Below are 19,845 nucleotides of genomic sequence, written 5' to 3' on the forward strand. Positions count from 1 at the left end.
CGATACAGCCCGTCGCATACCCCTTGTTTTGCTGGAGAGACCGGCTGAAGAAGTGCCTGTAACGGGAATAGAACACCGCCCCCGGGCACCATTTACAGCCAGAGTGATGCCAAACCCGTTGCGCGTAACTCAAGCGCTATTCCTGTCCCGTAACATATTGGTATGCTGGGATAAAAAGTCCCACGTACGAGCACTGCAAAAGTGTTTTACGTTGGTGAAAACTGAAATCTGTCATCGTTTTAAGGCCCGTATGAATTTCAAGACTCCAAACCGATTCTTCGCTCTTCCGAAGCGATTGCTGATCTGGTCTCCGCCAGAAATGCACTTAAGGATCACTATGCCAAGTGCCTTCAAATGCGGGGTTCGCCGGTCGGGCTTGCCTTTACGTTCGATGGCAATCTGGTTGGCGATCTTGGTGAGGCGCTTGCGGTCGAGAGTTTCGGGATGGTCCTCGAGAGCCGCAAGGCGACCCAGGGCATAGATGGGTTCTGTGGTGGCACGAGCGTTCAGGTGAAAGCGACCGTCACCAAACGCGGCCCCGCTTTTCGCAATACGGCCGTTCGTGCGGATCATCTTCTATTCTTCGAGATAGATCTTGAAAATCTGCAGGCCGAGCTGGTTTTCAACGGGCCGGAAAGTATTGCCTTTGACATGCTGCCCGAAGGGTTTAAGGGACAGCGCTCGTTGTCTAACGGTCAGATTCGAAACGCGGATCTAAAGGTTCGCGATGTTGACAGGCTTCCTTTGCTCGCGTGAGGTTGACACTCAGGGTCGATCTGTGACGCGTTAGTGCAACGCCACCCGATTCAGCCAACAGGCGCAAAGCCGAAAAAAAAAGACCGCCCCGAGTGGGACGGCCTTTCATTCACTGTCTCTCGAAAGAGGTTCAGGCTGTCAGAGCGGCCTGAGCTTTGGCGACGATCGCGCCGAACGCTTCCGGTTCGTGCACGGCCAGATCAGCCAGAACTTTGCGGTCCACTTCGATACCGGCCAGGTTCAGGCCGTTGATGAAGCGGGAGTATGTCAGAGCCTCGTCATGCGAACGGACAGCAGCGTTGATGCGCTGGATCCACAGCGCGCGGAAGTTGCGCTTGCGGTTCTTGCGGTCGCGGGTTGCATACTGGTTGGCCTTGTCGACGGCCTGACGGGCAACCTTGAAGGTGCTCTTGCGGCGGCCATAGTAACCTTTGGCGGCCTTGATGACCTTCTTGTGACGGGCGTGAGTTACGGTTCCACCTTTAACGCGGGACATCTCTTAATCTCCTCTTAGCGGTCGTAGGGCATGTAGCCCTTGACGATCTTGGCGTCGGGGGCGGACAGGGTGGTGTTGCCACGGGCGTCGCGGATGAACTTTTTGGTCCGCTTGATCATGCCGTGCCGTTTGCCGGCCTGGCCAGCAAGGACCTTACCGGTCGCAGTCACCTTAAAGCGCTTTTTGGCGCTCGATTTCGTCTTCATCTTAGGCATTTCCGTCTCCTATTCTCAGGTTCGGTTTCAGACGCGACTCGGCATGCCATCTCGGCCGGTCACGCAACAGATGCGCCGTTTACGCAAGTTCGGTCATACTGGCAAGGGGGTTTGGACCAGAATCTGCGCTTTTCGCAAGGTCCGTAAGGCACCGGGGCGACGCGCGCCGCCCCGGTGGTTTGGTTTAGTGCTCGAATTTGCGGATCTCGCCGCTCTTCAGCCGCTCGGCGTAGGAGGCCAACTCCTGACGCACCACTTTCATCAGGAAGTAGAGCGCGAAGACGTTCACAACCGCCATGGCAAAGATTGCCGCATCCGAGAAGTCGATGACCGGGCCAAGATTGGCCGCAGCTCCGATGACAACGAAGATGCAGAAGATGACCTTGAACACCAGCTCCTTGGTGTGACCTTCGCCGAACAGATAGGTCCAGGCCTTGAGGCCATAGTAAGACCAGCTGATCATGGTCGAGAATGCGAACAGCACAACCGCAATGGCCAGCACATATGGGAACCAGCCAAAGGCGCTTGCAAAGGCAGCCGAAGTCAGGCTGACGCCCGAATTGCCGTCTACGGTGGCAATCGCATTACCTGCTTCGTTCAGCATGTACTTGCCGGTATCCGGATCAATGATCAACTGCTGGGTGATGATGATCACCAGCGCTGTCATCGTGCAGATCACGACCGTATCGATGAACGGCTCAAGCAGCGATACAAAGCCCTCGGTGATCGGTTCCTTGGTCCGGACTGCCGAGTGGGCGATGGCCGCAGAACCCACGCCTGCTTCGTTCGAGAAAGCCGCACGGCGGAAGCCCTGGATCAGTGCGCCGACCATGCCGCCAGCTACGCCCAGACCAGTGAAGGCACCTGCGAAGATCTGACCAAAGGCCCAGCCGATCTGATCCGCGTGCATGATGATGATGACCAGCGCGGCCAGCACATACATCACACCCATGAAGGGCACGACTTTCTCGGTCACGCGGGCGATGGATTTCAGACCACCCACGATCACCGCAAAGACGATGCCCGCAAAGACCAAGCCGGTGATCCAGCCAGGGTAGTCTCCGGTAATGCCCGCGATCTGCTGGTGCGCCTGATTGGCCTGGAACATATTGCCCCCGCCAAGCGCGCCAAGGATACAGAAAATCGAGAACAGAACCGCGAGTATCTTACCGCCCGGCAGGCCCAACTCGTTGAACCCTTTCGACATGTAATACATCGGACCACCCGAAACGGTGCCGTCCTCGTATTCGTTGCGGTATTTCACGCCCAGCGTACATTCGGTGAATTTCGACGCCATGCCCAGCAGGCCCGCGACGATCATCCAGAAGGTTGCGCCCGGTCCACCGATACCGACGGCCACCGCCACACCGGCGATATTACCAAGACCAACCGTACCTGACAGCGCCGTTGCCAGCGCCTGAAAGTGGCTGACCTCACCCGCATCATTGGGGTCAGAATAATCACCTTTGACCAGACTGATTGCATGGCTGAAGAACCGCAGCTGCACGAAAGCAAAATACAGCGTGAATACAGTGGCCGCGATCACCAGCCAGCCCACGATCCATGGAAAGCCTGTTCCGGGGAACGGTGCGAATATGAAGCTGACAAACGGACCGGTAAAGTCGGCGAAAGCCTGATTGATCTTTTCATCCAGCCCCATGGCTTCTTGCGCCGCAGCCGCATTGGCTGACAGGGTCGCTGTAAGGGCGGAAAAACCCAGATACCTTAGTGTTTTCATGACTTTCCTCCCCTCAGTTTACGACCGTGACAGGCACGTCAGCGTGCATGACCAGATTCTGCGTCGAACTGCCAAACAGGCGTTTCTTGAACCCATCTGCCGAGGATCGACCGACGACGATCTGCGATCCGCCGTTTTCGACGGTGATCGCGTTCAGAGTTTCCGCCACATCGCCGTGACGGACGATGCCGTGTGCCGTGAACCCGGCCGACGTAAGCGCGTCGACGGCAGGTGTTACGACGCGTGTCGTGGCCAGTTCGACCTCTTCTTCGCGCCGCTTGTGGCGCAAGGCGTTCTCCTCCGGGGTCTGAAAGGTAAATGGAGACCATTCAATGACGTAGACCACCAGCAATTCGCATGTACCGATCCGCTCGGCCATGTCTTTGGCAAAGGCGATCGCGCGCTCTCCGGTTTCTGTCCCGTCCAGTCCTATGACAATTTTCGTTGTCATCTCGTTCCTCCGTTATTGTTGCTTTGGCCGAGGCCCACGCCCCCGGCAGGGCAGCCGGAACCTGGAGCTTGCTTGAGTGGACTGCCCTAAGGGCAAGTATCCCGAAAAAACACGGAAAAACAGAGGGCTAATTTCGGGGCGCAACCTTAAAAAGCATAATGCCCTGAAAAATAATGTAAAATTGCGCCTAAAAAATGTGCAACCGCCATAATCTCAAATTGAAACCGATGTACCGATCCGGTCTTACCCCGGATCGGTGTTGTAGATCAGGCGTTCATCACAGGGCGCGATACGTAGAATATTGGTCGTTCCCGGTACGTTGAATGGAACACCCGCAGTCACGACGATCTGGTCCTGTTCCGTCGCAAACCCAGCCGCGCGCGCGGTTCTGGCGGCGTTGACCACTGCACCTTTGAACCGCTCGAGCTCGGGTGTCATTACGCAGTGACAGCCCCAGCTAAGGCATAGACGACGTGCGGTACCGGTTGCAGGCGTCATGGCAATGATCGGCACACCCGGCCGCTCGCGGGCCGTCAGCAGAGCGGTGGTGCCGCTTTGGGTGAAACAGCAGATTGCTTTGATATCGGTTTTCTCGGCAATCTCACGCGCGGCGGCCACGATGCCGTCGGCGATGGTTGTGCCCTGTGCAGTTCGGGAGGCGGCGATGATCTGCGTATAGGTCGGGTCGGCCTCGACCTCGATGGCGACCTTGTTCATCGTCTGGACCGCTTCGATCGGATAAGACCCGGCAGCTGATTCAGCGCTGAGCATGATCGCATCCGTGCCCTCATAGATCGCGGTGGCCACGTCCGAGACCTCGGCGCGGGTCGGCATTGGGCTTTCGATCATGCTTTCCAGCATTTGCGTCGCGACGATCACAGGTTTGGCGGCGGCTCGACACCGACGCACGAGGCGTTTCTGGATCGGAGGAACCGCCGACACGGGCAATTCCACGCCCAGATCGCCCCGCGCAACCATGATGCCGTCCGAGGCGTCGAGAATATCGTCAAAGGCTTCAATCGCCGCAGGCTTTTCGATCTTGGACAAGATAGCAGCGCGACCATCGGCCAGCGCACGCGCCTCGAACACGTCCTTGGCGCGCTGCACAAAGCTAAGCGCCAGCCAATCGACACCCAATTGGCAGACAAATTCCAGATCGTCACGGTCCTTGGCCGACAGGGCCGCCAGCGGCAGCACCACATCCGGCACATTCACACCCTTGCGGTTAGAAATCGTACCGCCGACCTCAACCGTGCAATTGGCAAAATTTTGACCGCATTCCTTTACGATCAGGCGGATTTTACCATCATTGATCAACAATCTGGCACCGGGTTCCAGCGCTGCAAAAATTTCAGGGTGGGGTAGGCAGACTCTGTTGATGTCACCGGCCTCGGGATCAAGATCCAGACGAAACGCTGCGCCTTCCTCAAGTTCTTCTGCGTCATTTGCAAACACACCGACACGTAATTTCGGTCCCTGCAAATCCGCCAAAATCGCAATCGGGCTGTCCAGATCCTTTTCGATCTGACGGATGATGCGGTGGCGTTCGCGGATTTCATCATGGCTACCGTGGCTCATGTTCAGGCGGAACACATCTGCACCAGCCTCATGCAGGGCGCGGATCGTATCATAGTCACTCGACGCCGGACCAAGCGTCGCCACAATTTTCACATTTCTCAGGCGTCGCATTGATCATCTTCTCCTTAAGCGTCGAATGTTACCGCAAACATAGCTTGGGTGGTTATTGCGCAATTCCAATTCCAAAGCAACTGCCCTACACCTGCGACAAACTAGATGACAGGCTCATGACATACACCCCGTTTTTTGTGCACGGTGCAGATCGTCCATCCCGCTGGCTGATCACTTGCGACCATGCAACCAATACCGTGCCGCCCGAAGTCAACGGCGGCGACCTTGGCCTTCCGCGTGAGGATATGGAACGGCACATCGCTTATGACGTCGGTGCTTATGAGGTTTCGAAACATCTGGGCGAGATTTTGAATGCACCGGTGATTGCCGCCAACTTCTCACGCCTTGTGATCGACCCCAACCGGGGTGAGGACGATCCGACGCTGTTGATGAAACTGTATGACGGCTCGATCATTCCGGGCAATCGCCACGCCGATGCAGCTGAGCGCGAGCGGCGCCTGAACATCTGCTATCGCCGGTATCACGAGGCATTGGCCGGGTTGGCGTCGCTGCCTCATGCCGTGGTGATTTCGATGCACTCTTTCACGCGACAATTGCGTGGGCGCGAGCCACGACCCTGGCATATCGGCGTGCTGCATACCCCTGATGAGCGTTTCTCACGCCCTTTGATTGACCGGCTGGAAGCCGAAGGCGATTTGTGTGTGGGGGTCAATGAACCCTATACCGGTGTTCTGCCGGGCGATGCGATTGACAAGCACTGCACCGCCTTTGGTCGTCCCAACGCACTGATCGAGCTGCGCAACGACCTGATCGCAGATCACGCGGGTCAGCGTCTTTGGGCCGAGCGGTTGGCGGTTGTTTTGCAGGACGCACTGGTTGCAAGCGAATTGTAGTCTTGTTGAAAGCTGGGCGCGGGGTTGCTACCTCGGGTAGGAAACCGCCACAATTCCGGAGCCTATCATGGACCAACAAACCGAAATCGAACTTCAGGCCGCCGCCTTCCGTCGGTTGCAAAAGCACTTGATGGAAGATCGAACTGACGTTCAGAACATCGACATGATGAATTTGGCCGGGTTCTGCCGCAACTGCCTGTCGCGCTGGTATCAGGAAGCGGCCAATGAAAAAGGCATCGAGATGGGCAAGGACGAGGCGCGTCAGATATTTTACGGCATGACCATGGATGAATGGAAAGCCAACTATCAAACCGAGGCCAGCCCCGAAAAGCAGGCCGCGTTCAAGGTTGCGTTCGAAGAGAACGTCACCAAAAAGGGCTAACCCCCCCAACGAAAAAGGCCCGCCAGATCGGCGGGCCTTTTTCTTTAGATCGCTGCCTTGCGGCTTTCGTCTAGATAAATCTCACGCAACCGTTTGGCGATGGGGCCGGGGGTGCCATCACCCAACGCCACACCGTCAATCTCGACCACGGGCATCACAAAGGCGCTGGCTGAAGTTGTGAAGGCCTCGTCGGCCTCTTTGGCCTCATCAATTGTGAACAGGCGTTCTTCGACCTCCATCTGCGCCTCGGCCGCCATGCGCAGAACCGCTTTGCGGGTGATGCCGTGCAGGATGTCGTTCGAGAGTGGGCGGGTGACGATCTTGCCGTTCTTGACGAAATAGGCGTTGTTGCTGGTGCCTTCGGTCACATAGCCATCCTCGACCATCCAGGCATCGTCGCAACCTGCCTTCTTGGCCATCATCTTGCCCATCGACGGGTACAGCAGTTGCACGGTCTTGATGTCGCGGCGCCCCCAGCGGATATCCTCGATCGAGATGATCTTAGCGCCTTTTTGGGCCGCGGGACTGTCGGCAAGGCCCGGTTTGTTCTGGGTAAACAGCACGAGGCTGGGTTTAATATCTGCTGCGGGAAACACAAAATCCCGGTCGCCGTCTGAACCCCGGCTGACCTGCAGATATATCAACCCTTCCTCGATGCCGTTCAGTTCGACCAGCTTGCGGTGAATCTCAAGCAGTTCGTCCTTCGAGCAGGGCTCGGCCATCTCAAGCTCATCCAGCGACCGCTTGAGGCGCACGGCGTGGCCGTCAAAGTCGATCAGCTTGCCATCCAGAACGCTGGTCACTTCGTAAACCGCGTCGGCAAACAGGAAACCACGGTCAAAAATCGAAACCTTGGCTTCGGTTTCAGGCAGGAATTCGCCATTCACGTAAACGGTACGGGTCATCTATGTCTCCTCAGCCCCAGAGCGCCGCTTTGGGCGGGTGTACTCCGGCCTCATCAAATATCAGCGGTGTGTCACGGTCTTCTGCCAGAAGAAGCGGCCCGTCAAGGTCCGTTACCATCGCACCCTGTGCAACAAGCGTCGCCGGGGCCATCGCCAGCGAGCTGCCAACCATGCAGCCGACCATGACATCATACCCCTCAGCCAGCGCTGCGCTGCGCAGATCAAGCGCTTCGGTCAGGCCGCCGGTTTTGTCGAGCTTTATGTTGACCACGTCATACTTTCCTTTCAAAGCAGCCAAGCTGGCGCGGTCATGACAGGATTCGTCGGCGCAAACGGGGACGGGCCGGTCCATCCCGATCAACGCCTCGTCCTGGCCGGCGGGAAGGGGTTGTTCGACCAGTGCTACACCCAGCCGGACAAGATGCGGGGCAAGGTCCGCATAGACCTCGGCCGACCAGCCTTCGTTGGCATCGACAATGATCCGTGCCTCAGGCGCGCCTGCGCGCACAGCCTCAAGTCTAGGCATGTCATCCGGCGTACCCAGCTTGATTTTCAACAAAGGCCGAAACGCGTTCTCGGCGGCCTGAGCCCGCATGGCGTCTGGGGTATCCAATGACAGGGTATATGCAGTGATCTCAGGGCCCGGAACGGAAAGGCCAGCCAGTTCCCAGACGCGTTTACCCGCGCGCTTGGCCTCGAGATCCCACAATGCGCAATCGACCGCGTTGCGTGCGGCCCCTGCTGGCAGTAGTTCCATCAGCGACTGATGCGTAAACTCTTCGGGCAGGCTCATGATTTCAGCTTCAACCGAGTCCAGCGTCTCATCATATCGGGCATAAGGCACGCATTCGCCCCACCCCTGATGCGCCCCTTCGGAAAGCCGTACTGTCAGCACTTTCGCCTCGGTCCGCGACCCACGCGAGATGGTAAACACCTGCGCCAGCCGAAACACATCACGAGAGACTTCAACCTGCACGCGCCCGCTCCTTCATCTTTTCTCAAATACTCCCGCCGGAGGCAGAGATTTTTCGACGAAAAATCTCATCCAGCCCCAGACGGGTCGTTCTGATCATATCGCCGCCAGCGCGTCTACCAGTTTGCCCGCGCCAAAGCGGAACGGGTCGGTGGCAGGTAGGTTCATCTCGGCCTCGACTTTGGCCAGATAGGCTGTCGCATCCGCCTCGGTCATATGCTGCGTGTTCACCGAAACACCCACGACCTGACATGCAGGGTTTGCTACCCGGGCCATCTGCAGCGCCGTATCCCGCACGGTCTCAAGCGAAGGCAACTGATAAGTGGGCAGCCCGCGCATGTGGACGCGCGTCGGTTCGTGGCACAAAATCAGGGCGTCCGGCTGGCCACCGTGGATCAGCGCCATGGTCACGCCGGAAAAAGAAACATGGAACAATGACCCCTGACCTTCGATCAGATCCCAGTGGTCGGCGTCATTGTCAGGCGTCAGCCATTCAACCGATCCGGCCATGAAATCCGCAATCACAGCATCCAGAGGCACCCCGTCGCCGGTGATCAGTATGCCGGTTTGGCCAGTGGCTCGGAAGGTAGATTTCATGCCGCGCTGGCGCATCTCGGCATCCATCGCCATCGCCGTATACATTTTGCCGACCGAGCAATCGGTGCCGACGGCCAGACACCGTTTGCCTGTGCGCTTGATGCCGTTGGCGATGGGATAATCGACCTCGGGGATGCGTACATCGTGCAGTTTGCGACCGGTGGCTTCGGCCACAGCGACAAGATCGGGCTCATTTCGCAGCAGGTTGTGCAGGCCCGAGGCTAAATCGAACCCCTCTTCCAGCGCCATCACCAGAACCTTTTTCCATTCCTGGCTGATTATACCGCCCCGGTTGGCCACGCCGATAACCAGCGTCTTGGCCCCGGCCTCGCGGGCTTCGATCAGATCCATGTCCTTCAGGCCCAGATCGGCCTTACAGCCATCCATACGGAACTGACCAACGGCATTTTCTGGCCGCCAATCCTTGATCCCGATGGCTACTTTGGCGGCCAGCTGGTCGGGCGCATCGCCCAAAAACAACAGATACGGTGTCTCGATCATCGCGCTGCACTCCTGTAACTCGAAGGAAATCCTAATCAAGCCATTCAACGAGACCTTACCAAATTCCACCCACGCGCCGCGAAGTTGCGAGAAGATATTGCGTTGATTTGTAGAAACGCGCAAAAATGTCCGAAGTTTACAAAGTGATCAAACTTTCAGCACTTTAAAATGGACTAAATCTGAAACTTTCTGCATTTGCATTGCCGCAGGTGCACAATGATGCTTGCGTGGGGGTGCGTAATTTAATACCCAATTGAAGAAGAAAATCGTAATTTCATTGCTCAAGTGAGGCCCCGATGAGTTTCCGTATTCAGCCCGCCGCTCCGGCCCGACCCAATCGCTGTCAACTTTTCGGCCCCGGCTCGAACACCAAACTTTTTCCGAAAATGGCGGCCTCGGCGGCGGATGTCATCAATCTGGATCTCGAGGATTCGGTGGCGCCGTCGGACAAGGACATCGCCCGCGCCAACGTGATTGAGGCGCTGAATACCGTTGATTGGGGCAGCAAATACATGTCCGTACGGATCAACGGGCTGGATACGCCCTATTGGTACCGCGATGTGGTCGACCTGCTGGAACAGGCCGGTGACCGGCTGGATCAGATCATGATCCCCAAGGTCGGATGTGCCGAGGACGTCTATGCCGTCGATGCGCTGGTTACAGCCATTGAGCGAGCAAAGGGTCGGGCCAAGCCGGTATCGTTCGAGGTGATCATCGAATCCGCCGCCGGGATCGCTCATGTCGAAGCTATCGCGGCCTCGTCACCCCGTATGCAAGCGATGAGCCTTGGGGCAGCGGATTTTGCCGCCTCGATGGGTATGCAGACCACAGGTATCGGCGGCACGCAGGAAAACTATTACATGCTGCGCGAGGGTGAAAAGCACTGGTCCGACCCGTGGCACTGGGCGCAGGCGGCCATCGTGGCCGCGTGCAGGACTCATGGCATTCTGCCGGTTGATGGCCCCTTCGGTGATTTCTCGGACGACGGCGGTTACATCGCGCAGGCCAAACGATCGGCCACTTTGGGCATGGTGGGTAAATGGGCCATCCACCCCAAACAGATCGCGTTAGCCAACGAGGTTTTCACCCCATCGGATGAAGCAGTATCCGAGGCGCGCGAGATTCTGGCCGCGATGGAACAGGCCAAGGCCAATGGCGAAGGGGCAACGGTCTACAAGGGTCGTCTGGTCGATATCGCCTCGATCAAACAGGCCGAGGTGATCGTGGCGCAGGCCGAGTTGATAGCTGCGGGTGGCTAACAGACAGAAAGGGCGCTCATTTGAGCGCCCTGTTGCTTGGTCAAGACCGTTCAGCGGCCAAAGACGTTGTTCGGAGTCCAGGTGATCCGCTCACCTTTCTTGCCTGACTTCATCATCAGGCACGCGGTTCCGTATTTCTGGAAATATTTGATCTTCAGCGGGTACCAACCTGCTTGCGGCACCTCGACCTCGGTACGTTGATTGGCTTCACAAGGTTGCCGCCCGTTAACATAACCGATCTGCTGACCGCCAACCCAGGCGTCGAGCCCGTCATTGGACCATGTTTCCAGTTCGTAAACGCCCGGAGCGTCAAACTTTATGTACCCAGTGATCTCGGCAGCAACATTGAAGGCTTGGTTGAAGGTCATTACCGGATCGCCTTCGTTCGTGTCCCGGTAGTCAAGGCCGCGCAAGGGTTTGCCCGGCTTGGCCTTTTTCAGAAGAAAGTCGACCTTGGCCAGGTTCTGAATCTTGCGGGGCGGGTTGCCTTCCCACGCATATTTGACATTCAGTCCCGCCTGCGGCGAGGGCTGCGGGCTGGCAGGTTGGAGCTTTAACGGGGCGGCAAGTGCGGCACCCGCCAGCATCGCAAGGGTGGCTGCGAGTCCGCCGGTCTGGGCAAGTTTCATGGTCTTCTCCCTGAGTGAACGCAGCATCCGGCAGTTTCGCCAATGCTGGCAACATCTTTAACATGACACTAGGGCGTGATTTTTTACCCTGCAAGAAGGATAAACTTCACATTATTGCGCTATGCCCGCAGATCCTTGGGCGACCCCATCACGACATACGAGGTGATCGAGGTGACATGGGGCAGGGTGCCCAGCACCTCGGTATGAAAGGTCTTGTACGACGGCAGGTCGGCGCATTCAACGCGCAGCAGGTATTCGATGGTGCCGGTGATGTTGTGGCATTCAACCACTTCCGGGGCACGTTGCAGCGCCCGCTCGAACCCTTCCTGCGCGGCTTTGGTATGTTCGCCCAGACCAACGCCGATATAGGCAACAAAGCCAACACCCAACGCTGCCGGGTTCAGGACGGCGCGATAACCCGAGATGACGCCAGATCGCTCAAGCTCTTGCACGCGCCGCAGACAAGCCGACGGTGACAGGCCGATGCGGTCCGCAAGCTCCAGGTTGCTGATCCGACCATTGAGGGACAATTCGCGCAATATTTGTTGGTTTATTTTGTCGATATTGGTCATTTGTTGCGAGGATAGTCAGAACTTGCATGATAACGCAATTTCATTTGGCCAATTCGCTGCAATCATGCCGTTTATGACCTATGACATCCTCATGGCCCTGATCATCTTTGCCTTCGTGTCATCAATCACGCCGGGGCCCAACAACCTGATGCTGATGGCCTCGGGTGCGAATTTCGGGTTCCGCCGATCGGTGCCGCATATGCTGGGGATCGGGTTGGGATTCACGTTCATGGTGCTGCTGGTGGGCGCAGGGCTGGTGCAGGTCTTTGACCGGTTTCCCATCAGCTACACAATCCTCAAAATCGCGTCAGTTGTGTATCTGCTGTACCTTGCATGGAAGATCGCCCATGCCGCACCGGCGCGGGGCGGTGATACCCAGGGCTCGCCCATGACATTTCTGCAGGCCGCAGCGTTTCAGTGGGTGAACCCCAAGGCATGGGCAATGGCGTTGACGGCAACCACGGCCTACACCCCAGAACACACACTGAGTGCGATTGTGATCGTCGCACTGGTGTTCGGGGTGATTAATCTGCCCTCGGTCAGCACTTGGACCATTCTGGGGCAGCAGATGGCGCGGTTCCTGACGAATCCGCGCCGGTTGTTGGCGTTCAACTGGACCATGGCAGCGCTGCTTGTGGCGTCGCTGTATCCGGTCCTTTGGCCCGGCTGATCTATTTCAGCGGCAGGCAGATTTCGGTCAGCAACTCGTCCGGCGCAGTTTCGCGCGGGTCATTGAGGTAGATCTCATAACAGGGCTGATCGGCAGGTTCTTCGCCCGACTCGGGTAGCCAATTGCCGAACAGGCTGTGATAGGCCGCTTCAAGGCCGGAATAAGGGCCTTTGTAGGTCAGAACGGCGGTTTTGCCGCCCGGGATGTTCAGGCTTTCCATGCCGTCGGGGGTTTTGTCGCCCCGGAACTCGGCCCCGGCATAGCTGCGCAACTCTTGTTCAGCCACGTCGTCTGGGCTGTCGAGGTACAGACCAATCGCAGGTCCGACCTGCGGCCATAACTGACGGGATTCACACAAGGCACCAAAGGCCTCAAAGCTTGCTCCGATTTCAGCATAGGGTCCTTTGTGCGGCAGCGCGACGACGCGGCGGGCGGGTTCTGTTCGGGTGGTAACGGGATGCATGGGATATCCTCCGGTTTTGAAATGTGGTTTGGCTGGCAGAAACCGCCCAGCGTCGCGAAACGCGGTTGGACTTTTGCCATAGGCCTCGGAAAAGGCCCGCGCGAAAGAATTCAGGTTGGGATAGCCAATGTCGTTCGCCACCTGCGCAACTGGTTTGTCCGACTGCACCAGCCAACACGCTGCGCGATGCAGCCTGATGCGGCGCACGGACTGCGCGCAAGTCTCGCCGGTCAGCGCCCGAAACACACGGTGCCAGTGAAATCGCGACATCGCCGCGACATCTGCCAGCGCGTCCAGAGACAGATCTCCGGCGGGGTGGTCATGAATATAGGCCAGCACGCGTAAGATGCGGTCTTCATAACTGTTGGCCATCGGCGTCTCATCCTTCTTCCTCGCCCCACTGAGGTTGCATATTCCGGATCCACAAATCTTGCTGAGTTGCATCCCGGGCGACCACACGTCATATAGCAGGGAACTTCCGCGTTGAGAGGCGTCATGACCCAGTATCTGGATTTCGAAAAACCCCTGGCCGAGATTGAAGGCAAGGCCGAGGAATTGCGCGCGCTGGCCCGCGCCAATGAAGAGATGGATGTGACCGAAGAGGCCGCCGCATTGGACGCCAAGGCGGCAAAGCTGCTGGACGAGCTTTACGATGACCTTACACCATGGCGGAAATGTCAGGTGGCGCGTCACCCCGAACGCCCCCATTGTCAGGACTATGTCAAAGAACTGTTCACCGAGTTCACGCCACTGGCGGGTGACCGCAACTTTGCTGACGACCTGGCGGTGATTGGCGGTCTGGCCCGGTTCAACGATCAACCGGTTATGGTGATCGGCCACGAAAAGGGCAGCGACACCAAATCCCGGATCGAGCGGAATTTTGGCATGGCCCGTCCCGAGGGCTACCGCAAAGCCGTGCGTCTGATGGAAATGGCGGGTCGCTTTGGTCTGCCCGTGATCACTCTGATCGACACCGCCGGTGCATATCCCGGCAAAGGGGCCGAGGAGCGCGGCCAGTCCGAAGCTATCGCGCGTTCAACCGAGATGTGTCTGAAGATCGGCGTTCCGTTGGTTTCCGTCATCATCGGCGAAGGCGGTTCGGGCGGGGCCGTGGCCTTTGCAACCGCGAACCGCGTCGCGATGTTGGAGCATTCGGTCTATTCGGTCATCTCACCTGAAGGCTGCGCCTCGATCCTGTGGAAGGATTCCGAGAAAATGCGCGAAGCGGCGGAGGCGTTGCGCCTGACCGCGCAGGATTTGCACAAACTGGGCGTGTGTGATCGCATCATCACCGAACCCAAAGGCGGCGCACATCGGGATCGTCCGGCAGCAGTTGAATCGGTGCGTGCAGCGATTGCCGCGATGCTGAAAGACCTTGATGGAAAAGATGCGGCGGCCCTCATCAAGGACCGCCGTCAGAAATTCCTGGATATCGGTTCAAAAGGGCTAGCGGCGTAAGCCTCAGCCACCCAAACGCCGCAGCAATTCGACCGAGGGTTTGCCAGTCACTGGCAGACCGTTCGCGCGCTGATAGCCGCTGATTGCGGCTTCGGTGTTCTTGCCAATCACCCCGTCCGCGCCTTGCGTGTCATATCCGGCAGTTGTCAGGCGGCGCTGCAAGTCCTTGCGATCCTCAAGTGTCAGACCGGTTTCATCCGGCCCGAACGAGGCTTGAAACGGCGCGCCGCCTGCAATCCGGTCCGCCAGATGACCGACGCCAATCGCATAGCTGTCCGAGTTGTTGTAGCGCTTGATCACCTGAAAGTTGCGGAACACTGCGATGCGCGGCCCGGGTGTCTGCGGTTGCAAAACAGCGACCGGGTTGCCCGAAACGGTACCAACCTCACCGCCCCAAGGTTGCCCACGGACCCAGCCCGCCCGCGACAGATACGCAGCGGTCGAGGCCAGAGAATCTGCTGGATCCTCGGACCAGATGTCGCGCCGGCCGTCGCCGGTGAAATCAACGGCGTAGGCAAGGTACGAGGTCGGGATAAACTGCGTGTGCCCCATCGCCCCGGCCCAGCTGCCGGTCATGTTGGCGGGGCTTGTGTCGCCTTCCTGAATGATCTTTAGCGCGGCCACCAGTTGCTTTTCAAAGAAGGCCCCGCGCCGCCCGTCATAGGCGAGGGTGGAGGTGGCCGAGATCACCGGCACATCCCCGCGCCGCGCGCCATAGCGGCTTTCCAGACCCCAGACGGCCACTACGATTTCTTTGTCGACACCGTAATGCGCCTCGATCCGCGTTAGGATTCCGTTGTGCTTTTGCAGCATTTGCTTGCCGGTGCTGATGCGTTCATCCGAGGCCGCGATGGCAAGGTAATCCTCAAGCGAACGCTTGAACTCGACCTGATTGCGGTCGCGCTCAATCACCTCAGGCAGATAGCCCGCGCCCTGAAAAGCGCGATTGAGAGTGGTTTGCGAAATCCCCTGAGATGCCGCGCGCCCCTTGAAACTGGCGACCCATGCGTCCCAGCCAGCGTTTGGCACGGCGCGCATCCGAGATGCGGGTGCAGTTGTTGTTGGTGATCCGCCGCCTGAACACGCGGTCAGAAGGCTTGCCCCAAGCCCAAGCGAGAATATCCGTCGATCAATCATGTCTGAAATCTGCTCTTGTTTGTGATTTGCCGCCAGACTACCGCAGACGAGGCGGTCAAACCAGCAAATGAGGCTGATCTGATGTCAGGAAATTGGCTTGGGCAATAAGCCGCTCAGGCCACCAGCAAACGTAACCCTTGCGTTACATCCGATCGCACCGCCAGCCGCAAACCGGGTTCATCCCCGGCCTTTAGGGCGGCGATGATCAGTTTGTGGTAATGTGGCGGTTCTGTGCGTCTGAGCCGCCCATAGAGCGCACGCATTGTAGGGCCAAGCTGCAACCAGACGGTTTCTGCAATGGCCAACATCGCCGGGGCCTGCGCCCGCAAGTACAAGGTGCGGTGAAACTCCAGGTTGGCGCGGATATATCCGACCGCATCGCGTTTCGTCACCATCTCGGCGACTGTCATGTTGATGCTCTGCAGGCGGTCAATCAGCGCGATATGCGCGCGCGGCAGGGCGCGGCTTGCCAGTTCAACTTCGATCAAGGCGCGCAGGGCGGCAAGCTCTTCGATCCGGTCATTGCTCAGCTCGGGGGTGGACACGCGCCCCGAAGACGACAGCGTCAACGCGCCTTCGGCGGCCAACCGGCGCACCGCCTCGCGCGCGGGTGTCATTGAAACGCCAAACTCTTTTCCGATCCCGCGCAGGGTCAGTGCCTGGGCGGGTGCAATCTCACCGTGTAGAATGCGTGATCGAAGGGTTCGGTACACCCTGTCATGGGTTGCGATCTGGTGATCGGCGGGGCGTGGATTCAACATGTTCTCATGTGATCACAAATCTGGCGAACGTCAACAAGCGGTTTATTCAAATCGGTAACGATGCAGGTCCACCCCATTATCGCGCAACCAGCGGCGCGGTACCTTGTGGGGCCCATATATCCGCTCTACCTGTGCCCAGAATGCAGGCGAGTGGTTCATCTCGGCTAGGTGTGCCACTTCATGGGCCGCCACATAATGCAGCACATCCGGCGGTGCGAGGATCAAGCGCCACGAAAACATCAATCCACCTGCCGAACTGCACGACCCCCAGCGCGACCGCGTATCGCGCAACGTCAGGGTCGTATACGGGCGGCCCAACATTGCCGCATAATCATCACAGGCCCCGGTAAGCCGGTCACGGGCCAATTCCTTGAGAAACCGCGCCAGGCGCCGTGCCTCGGCCCCCTCGGGGACACCGATTTCATCGGGCCGCAGAACTACGCGGCGACCGGGTTCAGGTACGATTCGGCGGGTGGCGCCCTCGATAGGGATGGTCTGACCAAACTGAACGGTGGCGGGGCCGGGCCTGTCCTGCAGATGCTGACGAATCCAGCCCTCTTTCTGATGCGCGAAATCCAGCGCCTCGGCCTCGGCAATCCCTTGCGGGTAGGTCAGCGTAACCCGCCCGTCCAATTGGGAAATCCGCAAACTGATACGCCTTGCGCGGGCGGATTTGCGCAGGGTCAGCGGCACTGGTGGCGTTCCGGGCAAGGCGTGTCGCCCCATGGTTTGCTTTCCTTTGCGCAAAGGCTTTGACAGGACCTGCCGCATATGGCAGTTGACCTGAATCATCGATGAGATTCACCTGATATCAAGGGGATTTGATATGCCCAAGGAAGAATGGGGCGTAAAGCGCGTTTGCCCGACAACAGGCAAGCGGTTTTATGACCTGAACAAGGACCCGATCGTCAGTCCCTATACCGGCGAGATCGTGGAACTGGAAACCGGCAAAAGCCGGATGATCGCCGCCGATGCCGAGGATGCGGCCTCGGTCAAGGCGCGCGAGGCGTCGTCGGACGAGGATATCGTGCTGGACGATGACGACAATGTCGATGTCGATCTGGACGATGATCTGCTGGATGACGACGACGACAACGACAACGTCTCGCTGGATGACATCAAGGACATGTCGTCAGAGGACGAATCCTGATCCCGGGCCGAGGCGGCTCTGCCGCCTCAGACCTACCTTCGCCGCGATTGAGGCATATTTTTACCGGATTCCGTTTTTTGGACTTGCGCTTGCCAGCGCCGTCTCATAAACGTCCGTCCACCGCTTAGACGGTGTTACTTGGGGCCTTAGCTCAGTTGGGAGAGCGCTTGCATGGCATGCAAGAGGTCAGGGGTTCGACTCCCCTAGGCTCCACCAAAACCTAACAATACAACTGGATAGCAAGCATTAGAGCGGTGTGACACACAGGTGTGACACAAAATGAAGCTGCCTGCGCGTCTTTCGCTTTTCGGTCACTGCATTTATCGCATCTGCTAGCTGATTTGATGCTTACTGGCTGGAAACGTGCTTGGCTCTTACACTCGGTCTGGCAGCTAATGCGGACGAATTGCCGGATGCGTCGCCAGCTCATTGTCGGCTTCGACAGGGGTGGTGCCGCGCGAAACTAGATTTGCAAGCTCAGCGGAACTGACACGGTGCGTCATCGCCAAGGCTTTTCAGAGGTTTGTGAAATGGCTGTGCGGGCAGTTTCCAGCTATCCAGTCTCTCCCAAATTTCCCTGAAAACAGGGAAGTTTACAGGGAAATGGTGTGTTTCAGGATTGTTCTGCGCCGCCATTTCTGGAGAAAGGCAGACATTTCAATTAGATGAAGGTGAATTCCCTAACTTGTAGAACAGGGAAATTCTTGATTTCGATCAATGAAATGTCATTTGAGAACTGGGATTAACGTTGTTACGAAAGCCACCTTTCAAGAACGCTGGCTTCGATCATGCGGGTTGTTTGGCTTTTAGGGGGAACTCGTGGGGATAAAGGAAGGCAGCCAGGTTTCAAAACTCAGCAGGGAAGAACTCTACAGTTTGGTCTGGCAAAAGCCGATCATTCGGTTAGCAGAGGAGTTCGGGCTTTCCGATCAGGGTCTGGCGAAAATCTGCAGAAAGTTTGAAATACCTCGGCCACCGCGCGGTTACTGGGCCAAACTTGAGGCGGGAAAGAAAGTCGAGCAAGCCCCTCTTCCAGCGCCCCCAGCCGGTTCCTCCAAGATCATCGTAGTACGTTCAAGTGAACCGCAATCCGATGCCATCAAGGAGGCGCGCCAAGCGTCGAAGGCATTTGAGGAAAAGATTGAAGTTGTCCAGATCCCGGAAGATCTGCGGCGCTTGCACCCTGTTGTTGCCGGTTGGGTGGCGAAACACAAAGCGGATCAATCAAAACGACGCACAGAACGGCGAAACTCGCGCAGTTCGTGGTACGTCCGGGATCCAATTTCAGATTTAACGGAGAAAGACAGCTACAGGTTCCGCGTTACCAGTGCGTTTCTGAAGGCGGTTGAAAAGCATGGGTTTGCAGTCAAATCCAGCCACGTGAAAGGCTCAATCGAACTGGAGGTGTCAGGCGAGAAGCTCGAAGTAGCAATTGCACAAAAATGATGCGCAAACTGAAGGCCGGTCCGGATGATGAGGGGTGGACGGCTTTTCCTGAACATCACCAAGCCGGGCTTTACCCGTCGGGTTTCCTACGGTTTTCCATAAAGGGCTGGGGTATTTCCCAAAGGGACTACATTGAGACCGAAAAACGCAAGGCGGATAAACTGCTGTTTAAACTCATCGCCCGCGTTTTGGCCGCCGAACCTGAGCTCCTAAAAAGACGGAAAGAGCACGAAGAGTGGCAACGAAAGTACGAACAAGAACGTGCAGAGCGCGCGGAGCGTGAGCGCTTAGAAAAGCTCGATGCCCAACGATGGGAGAGGTTGATTTCGAAAGCTCAGGACCGAAGCCTATCACGGCAAATCAGGAGCTTCATAGAAGAAGTTAGAGTTGCTTCGGCCAGCAGAGAGATTGTTGAAATTGACGGGAAATCTATTGACGAATGGCTGGAGTGGGCTGGGGCGAAAGCGGAAGAGTTGGATCCACTAAACAGCGTTGAGGACATTTTTGCACTTCCGAAGGATCCGTACAGCTTTGGTCGTTGGTAACGCGTGCAGAGCTCGGCACGATCGGTAAGCGCCATTATGTTAAATCAAATGTGGTCGGCGCGAGTTTTTGCCGCCAGGCGCGGAAACCCAAAATTCGTTGGTTTCCACGCCTTGAAGTAAGCCCTCCGAATTTCAGTCGAATCCGCTTCAGCGCGAATTCGTATTATGCCTTTTACGGGCCTTGCCCGCGTGCAGACT

At 57.6% G+C, this 19,845-nt stretch carries 23 protein-coding genes and 1 tRNA gene; 10 read left to right on the top strand and 14 right to left on the bottom strand.

Annotated elements, in window-relative coordinates; translation table 11 throughout:
- Positions 1-303 precede the first annotated feature (303 nt).
- On the top strand, positions 304-756 hold the full coding sequence (locus tag ACR0FG_RS08740) for a DUF6998 domain-containing protein (protein WP_480892593.1): 453 nt from the start codon (positions 304-306) through the stop codon (positions 754-756).
- Between the two features lie 130 nt (positions 757-886).
- Here the strand turns inward: ACR0FG_RS08740 and rplT are convergent, their stop codons facing one another.
- The 5 genes from rplT to pyk form a co-directional block, all read right to left on the bottom strand.
- On the bottom strand, positions 887-1,252 hold the full coding sequence (gene rplT / locus ACR0FG_RS08745) for a 50S ribosomal protein L20 (protein ID WP_152457001.1): 366 nt from the start codon (positions 1,250-1,252) through the stop codon (positions 887-889).
- Between the two features lie 14 nt (positions 1,253-1,266).
- Positions 1,267-1,467, bottom strand: coding sequence for a 50S ribosomal protein L35 (gene rpmI / locus ACR0FG_RS08750; RefSeq protein ID WP_010443552.1), 201 nt, complete (start codon positions 1,465-1,467; stop codon positions 1,267-1,269).
- A 184-nt stretch (positions 1,468-1,651) separates the two neighbouring features.
- A complete protein-coding gene (locus tag ACR0FG_RS08755; RefSeq protein WP_480892095.1) occupies positions 1,652-3,205 on the bottom strand; it encodes an alanine/glycine:cation symporter family protein in 1,554 nt (517 codons plus the stop codon).
- A 13-nt stretch (positions 3,206-3,218) separates the two neighbouring features.
- Positions 3,219-3,656: a universal stress protein gene (locus tag ACR0FG_RS08760; protein ID WP_170713816.1), complete on the bottom strand. Its 438-nt coding sequence runs from the start codon at positions 3,654-3,656 to the stop codon at positions 3,219-3,221.
- Between the two features lie 243 nt (positions 3,657-3,899).
- Entirely contained in the window at positions 3,900-5,345 is a 1,446-nt protein-coding gene (gene pyk, locus ACR0FG_RS08765) for a pyruvate kinase (RefSeq protein ID WP_480892098.1), read from the bottom strand.
- A 116-nt stretch (positions 5,346-5,461) separates the two neighbouring features.
- Between pyk and ACR0FG_RS08770 the strand changes: the two genes are divergently transcribed.
- Together ACR0FG_RS08770 and ACR0FG_RS08775 are read left to right on the top strand one after the other, a co-directional pair.
- A complete protein-coding gene (locus ACR0FG_RS08770) occupies positions 5,462-6,199 on the top strand; it encodes an N-formylglutamate amidohydrolase (RefSeq protein ID WP_480892100.1) in 738 nt (245 codons plus the stop codon).
- Positions 6,200-6,266: 67 nt separating this feature from the next.
- Positions 6,267-6,581 carry a DUF1244 domain-containing protein gene (locus ACR0FG_RS08775; RefSeq protein WP_480892101.1) on the top strand — a complete coding sequence of 105 codons (315 nt, stop codon included), beginning with the start codon at positions 6,267-6,269 and terminating at the stop codon, positions 6,579-6,581.
- 44 nt (positions 6,582-6,625) lie between these two features.
- Here the strand turns inward: ACR0FG_RS08775 and ACR0FG_RS08780 are convergent, their stop codons facing one another.
- The 3 genes from ACR0FG_RS08780 to dgcN all read right to left on the bottom strand — a co-directional run bounded on the left by ACR0FG_RS08780 (position 6,626) and on the right by dgcN (position 9,557).
- Entirely contained in the window at positions 6,626-7,486 is an 861-nt protein-coding gene (locus ACR0FG_RS08780) for a D-amino-acid transaminase (RefSeq protein ID WP_480892103.1), read from the bottom strand.
- Between the two features lie 10 nt (positions 7,487-7,496).
- Positions 7,497-8,462 (bottom strand): N-acetyl-D-Glu racemase DgcA, encoded by a 966-nt coding sequence (gene dgcA / locus ACR0FG_RS08785; protein WP_480892106.1) that lies wholly within the window; start codon positions 8,460-8,462, stop codon positions 7,497-7,499.
- A gap of 93 nt (positions 8,463-8,555) precedes the next feature.
- The gene (gene dgcN / locus ACR0FG_RS08790; RefSeq protein WP_480892108.1) at positions 8,556-9,557 is read right to left on the bottom strand and encodes an N-acetyltransferase DgcN; all 1,002 of its coding nucleotides are present in this window, start codon (positions 9,555-9,557) and stop codon (positions 8,556-8,558) included.
- A gap of 296 nt (positions 9,558-9,853) precedes the next feature.
- Between dgcN and ACR0FG_RS08795 the strand changes: the two genes are divergently transcribed.
- Entirely contained in the window at positions 9,854-10,816 is a 963-nt protein-coding gene (locus tag ACR0FG_RS08795; RefSeq protein WP_480892109.1) for an L-malyl-CoA/beta-methylmalyl-CoA lyase, read from the top strand.
- Between the two features lie 50 nt (positions 10,817-10,866).
- Here ACR0FG_RS08795 and ACR0FG_RS08800 read toward each other — a convergent pair whose 3' ends face one another.
- Positions 10,867-11,445 (bottom strand): PA14 domain-containing protein, encoded by a 579-nt coding sequence (locus ACR0FG_RS08800; RefSeq protein ID WP_480892111.1) that lies wholly within the window; start codon positions 11,443-11,445, stop codon positions 10,867-10,869.
- Positions 11,446-11,564: 119 nt separating this feature from the next.
- Positions 11,565-12,017 (bottom strand): Lrp/AsnC family transcriptional regulator, encoded by a 453-nt coding sequence (locus ACR0FG_RS08805; protein ID WP_170713798.1) that lies wholly within the window; start codon positions 12,015-12,017, stop codon positions 11,565-11,567.
- Positions 12,018-12,090: 73 nt separating this feature from the next.
- Between ACR0FG_RS08805 and ACR0FG_RS08810 the strand changes: the two genes are divergently transcribed.
- On the top strand, positions 12,091-12,687 hold the full coding sequence (locus ACR0FG_RS08810; protein ID WP_480892595.1) for a LysE family translocator: 597 nt from the start codon (positions 12,091-12,093) through the stop codon (positions 12,685-12,687).
- 1 nt (position 12,688) lies between these two features.
- Here ACR0FG_RS08810 and ACR0FG_RS08815 read toward each other — a convergent pair whose 3' ends face one another.
- A complete protein-coding gene (locus ACR0FG_RS08815) occupies positions 12,689-13,522 on the bottom strand; it encodes an AraC family transcriptional regulator (protein WP_480892114.1) in 834 nt (277 codons plus the stop codon).
- Between the two features lie 123 nt (positions 13,523-13,645).
- On the opposite strand from ACR0FG_RS08815, the gene ACR0FG_RS08820 reads away from it, so the two are divergent.
- On the top strand, positions 13,646-14,608 hold the full coding sequence (locus ACR0FG_RS08820; protein ID WP_480892116.1) for an acetyl-CoA carboxylase carboxyltransferase subunit alpha: 963 nt from the start codon (positions 13,646-13,648) through the stop codon (positions 14,606-14,608).
- A 3-nt stretch (positions 14,609-14,611) separates the two neighbouring features.
- Here ACR0FG_RS08820 and ACR0FG_RS08825 read toward each other — a convergent pair whose 3' ends face one another.
- The 3 genes from ACR0FG_RS08825 to ACR0FG_RS08835 all read right to left on the bottom strand — a co-directional run bounded on the left by ACR0FG_RS08825 (position 14,612) and on the right by ACR0FG_RS08835 (position 17,232).
- The gene (locus ACR0FG_RS08825; RefSeq protein ID WP_480892119.1) at positions 14,612-15,745 is read right to left on the bottom strand and encodes a lytic murein transglycosylase; all 1,134 of its coding nucleotides are present in this window, start codon (positions 15,743-15,745) and stop codon (positions 14,612-14,614) included.
- A gap of 113 nt (positions 15,746-15,858) precedes the next feature.
- The gene (locus tag ACR0FG_RS08830) at positions 15,859-16,506 is read right to left on the bottom strand and encodes a GntR family transcriptional regulator (protein ID WP_480892121.1); all 648 of its coding nucleotides are present in this window, start codon (positions 16,504-16,506) and stop codon (positions 15,859-15,861) included.
- 42 nt (positions 16,507-16,548) lie between these two features.
- Entirely contained in the window at positions 16,549-17,232 is a 684-nt protein-coding gene (locus ACR0FG_RS08835) for a M48 family metallopeptidase (protein WP_480892122.1), read from the bottom strand.
- Between the two features lie 100 nt (positions 17,233-17,332).
- Here ACR0FG_RS08835 and ACR0FG_RS08840 point away from each other — a divergent pair, with 100 nt between their 5' ends.
- The 4 genes from ACR0FG_RS08840 to ACR0FG_RS08855 all read left to right on the top strand — a co-directional run bounded on the left by ACR0FG_RS08840 (position 17,333) and on the right by ACR0FG_RS08855 (position 19,647).
- Complete coding sequence (locus tag ACR0FG_RS08840; protein ID WP_170713785.1) at positions 17,333-17,656, top strand: TIGR02300 family protein; 324 nt, start codon at positions 17,333-17,335, stop codon at positions 17,654-17,656.
- Between the two features lie 140 nt (positions 17,657-17,796).
- Positions 17,797-17,872: transfer RNA gene (locus ACR0FG_RS08845), tRNA-Ala, on the top strand.
- A 603-nt stretch (positions 17,873-18,475) separates the two neighbouring features.
- Entirely contained in the window at positions 18,476-19,102 is a 627-nt protein-coding gene (locus ACR0FG_RS08850; protein WP_480892125.1) for a hypothetical protein, read from the top strand.
- Positions 19,099-19,647 carry a hypothetical protein gene (locus ACR0FG_RS08855; protein ID WP_480892127.1) on the top strand — a complete coding sequence of 183 codons (549 nt, stop codon included), beginning with the start codon at positions 19,099-19,101 and terminating at the stop codon, positions 19,645-19,647. Before ACR0FG_RS08850 ends, ACR0FG_RS08855 begins: the two co-directional genes overlap by 4 nt.
- The last annotated feature ends 198 nt before the right edge of the window (positions 19,648-19,845 follow it).

Source organism: Ruegeria sp. E1, from assembly GCF_056534225.1.

Bases quoted from the DNA above. Each gene is read 5' to 3' on its own strand.
- rpmI (WP_010443552.1), bottom strand. From the start codon at position 1,467: ATGCCTAAGATGAAGACGAAATCGAGCGCCAAAAAGCGCTTTAAGGTG.
- ACR0FG_RS08815 (WP_480892114.1), bottom strand. From the start codon at position 13,522: ATGGCCAACAGTTATGAAGACCGCATCTTACGCGTGCTGGCCTATATT.
- ACR0FG_RS08795 (WP_480892109.1), top strand. From the start codon at position 9,854: ATGAGTTTCCGTATTCAGCCCGCCGCTCCGGCCCGACCCAATCGCTGT.
- ACR0FG_RS08755 (WP_480892095.1), bottom strand. From the start codon at position 3,205: ATGAAAACACTAAGGTATCTGGGTTTTTCCGCCCTTACAGCGACCCTG.
- ACR0FG_RS08805 (WP_170713798.1), bottom strand. From the start codon at position 12,017: ATGACCAATATCGACAAAATAAACCAACAAATATTGCGCGAATTGTCC.
- ACR0FG_RS08760 (WP_170713816.1), bottom strand. From the start codon at position 3,656: ATGACAACGAAAATTGTCATAGGACTGGACGGGACAGAAACCGGAGAG.
- ACR0FG_RS08835 (WP_480892122.1), bottom strand. From the start codon at position 17,232: ATGGGGCGACACGCCTTGCCCGGAACGCCACCAGTGCCGCTGACCCTG.
- rplT (WP_152457001.1), bottom strand. From the start codon at position 1,252: ATGTCCCGCGTTAAAGGTGGAACCGTAACTCACGCCCGTCACAAGAAG.
- ACR0FG_RS08800 (WP_480892111.1), bottom strand. From the start codon at position 11,445: ATGAAACTTGCCCAGACCGGCGGACTCGCAGCCACCCTTGCGATGCTG.
- ACR0FG_RS08840 (WP_170713785.1), top strand. From the start codon at position 17,333: ATGCCCAAGGAAGAATGGGGCGTAAAGCGCGTTTGCCCGACAACAGGC.
- ACR0FG_RS08775 (WP_480892101.1), top strand. From the start codon at position 6,267: ATGGACCAACAAACCGAAATCGAACTTCAGGCCGCCGCCTTCCGTCGG.
- ACR0FG_RS08855 (WP_480892127.1), top strand. From the start codon at position 19,099: ATGATGCGCAAACTGAAGGCCGGTCCGGATGATGAGGGGTGGACGGCT.
- ACR0FG_RS08830 (WP_480892121.1), bottom strand. From the start codon at position 16,506: ATGTTGAATCCACGCCCCGCCGATCACCAGATCGCAACCCATGACAGG.
- ACR0FG_RS08820 (WP_480892116.1), top strand. From the start codon at position 13,646: ATGACCCAGTATCTGGATTTCGAAAAACCCCTGGCCGAGATTGAAGGC.
- ACR0FG_RS08780 (WP_480892103.1), bottom strand. From the start codon at position 7,486: ATGACCCGTACCGTTTACGTGAATGGCGAATTCCTGCCTGAAACCGAA.
- dgcN (WP_480892108.1), bottom strand. From the start codon at position 9,557: ATGATCGAGACACCGTATCTGTTGTTTTTGGGCGATGCGCCCGACCAG.
- pyk (WP_480892098.1), bottom strand. From the start codon at position 5,345: ATGCGACGCCTGAGAAATGTGAAAATTGTGGCGACGCTTGGTCCGGCG.
- ACR0FG_RS08825 (WP_480892119.1), bottom strand. From the start codon at position 15,745: ATGATTGATCGACGGATATTCTCGCTTGGGCTTGGGGCAAGCCTTCTG.
- ACR0FG_RS08810 (WP_480892595.1), top strand. From the start codon at position 12,091: ATGACCTATGACATCCTCATGGCCCTGATCATCTTTGCCTTCGTGTCA.
- ACR0FG_RS08770 (WP_480892100.1), top strand. From the start codon at position 5,462: ATGACATACACCCCGTTTTTTGTGCACGGTGCAGATCGTCCATCCCGC.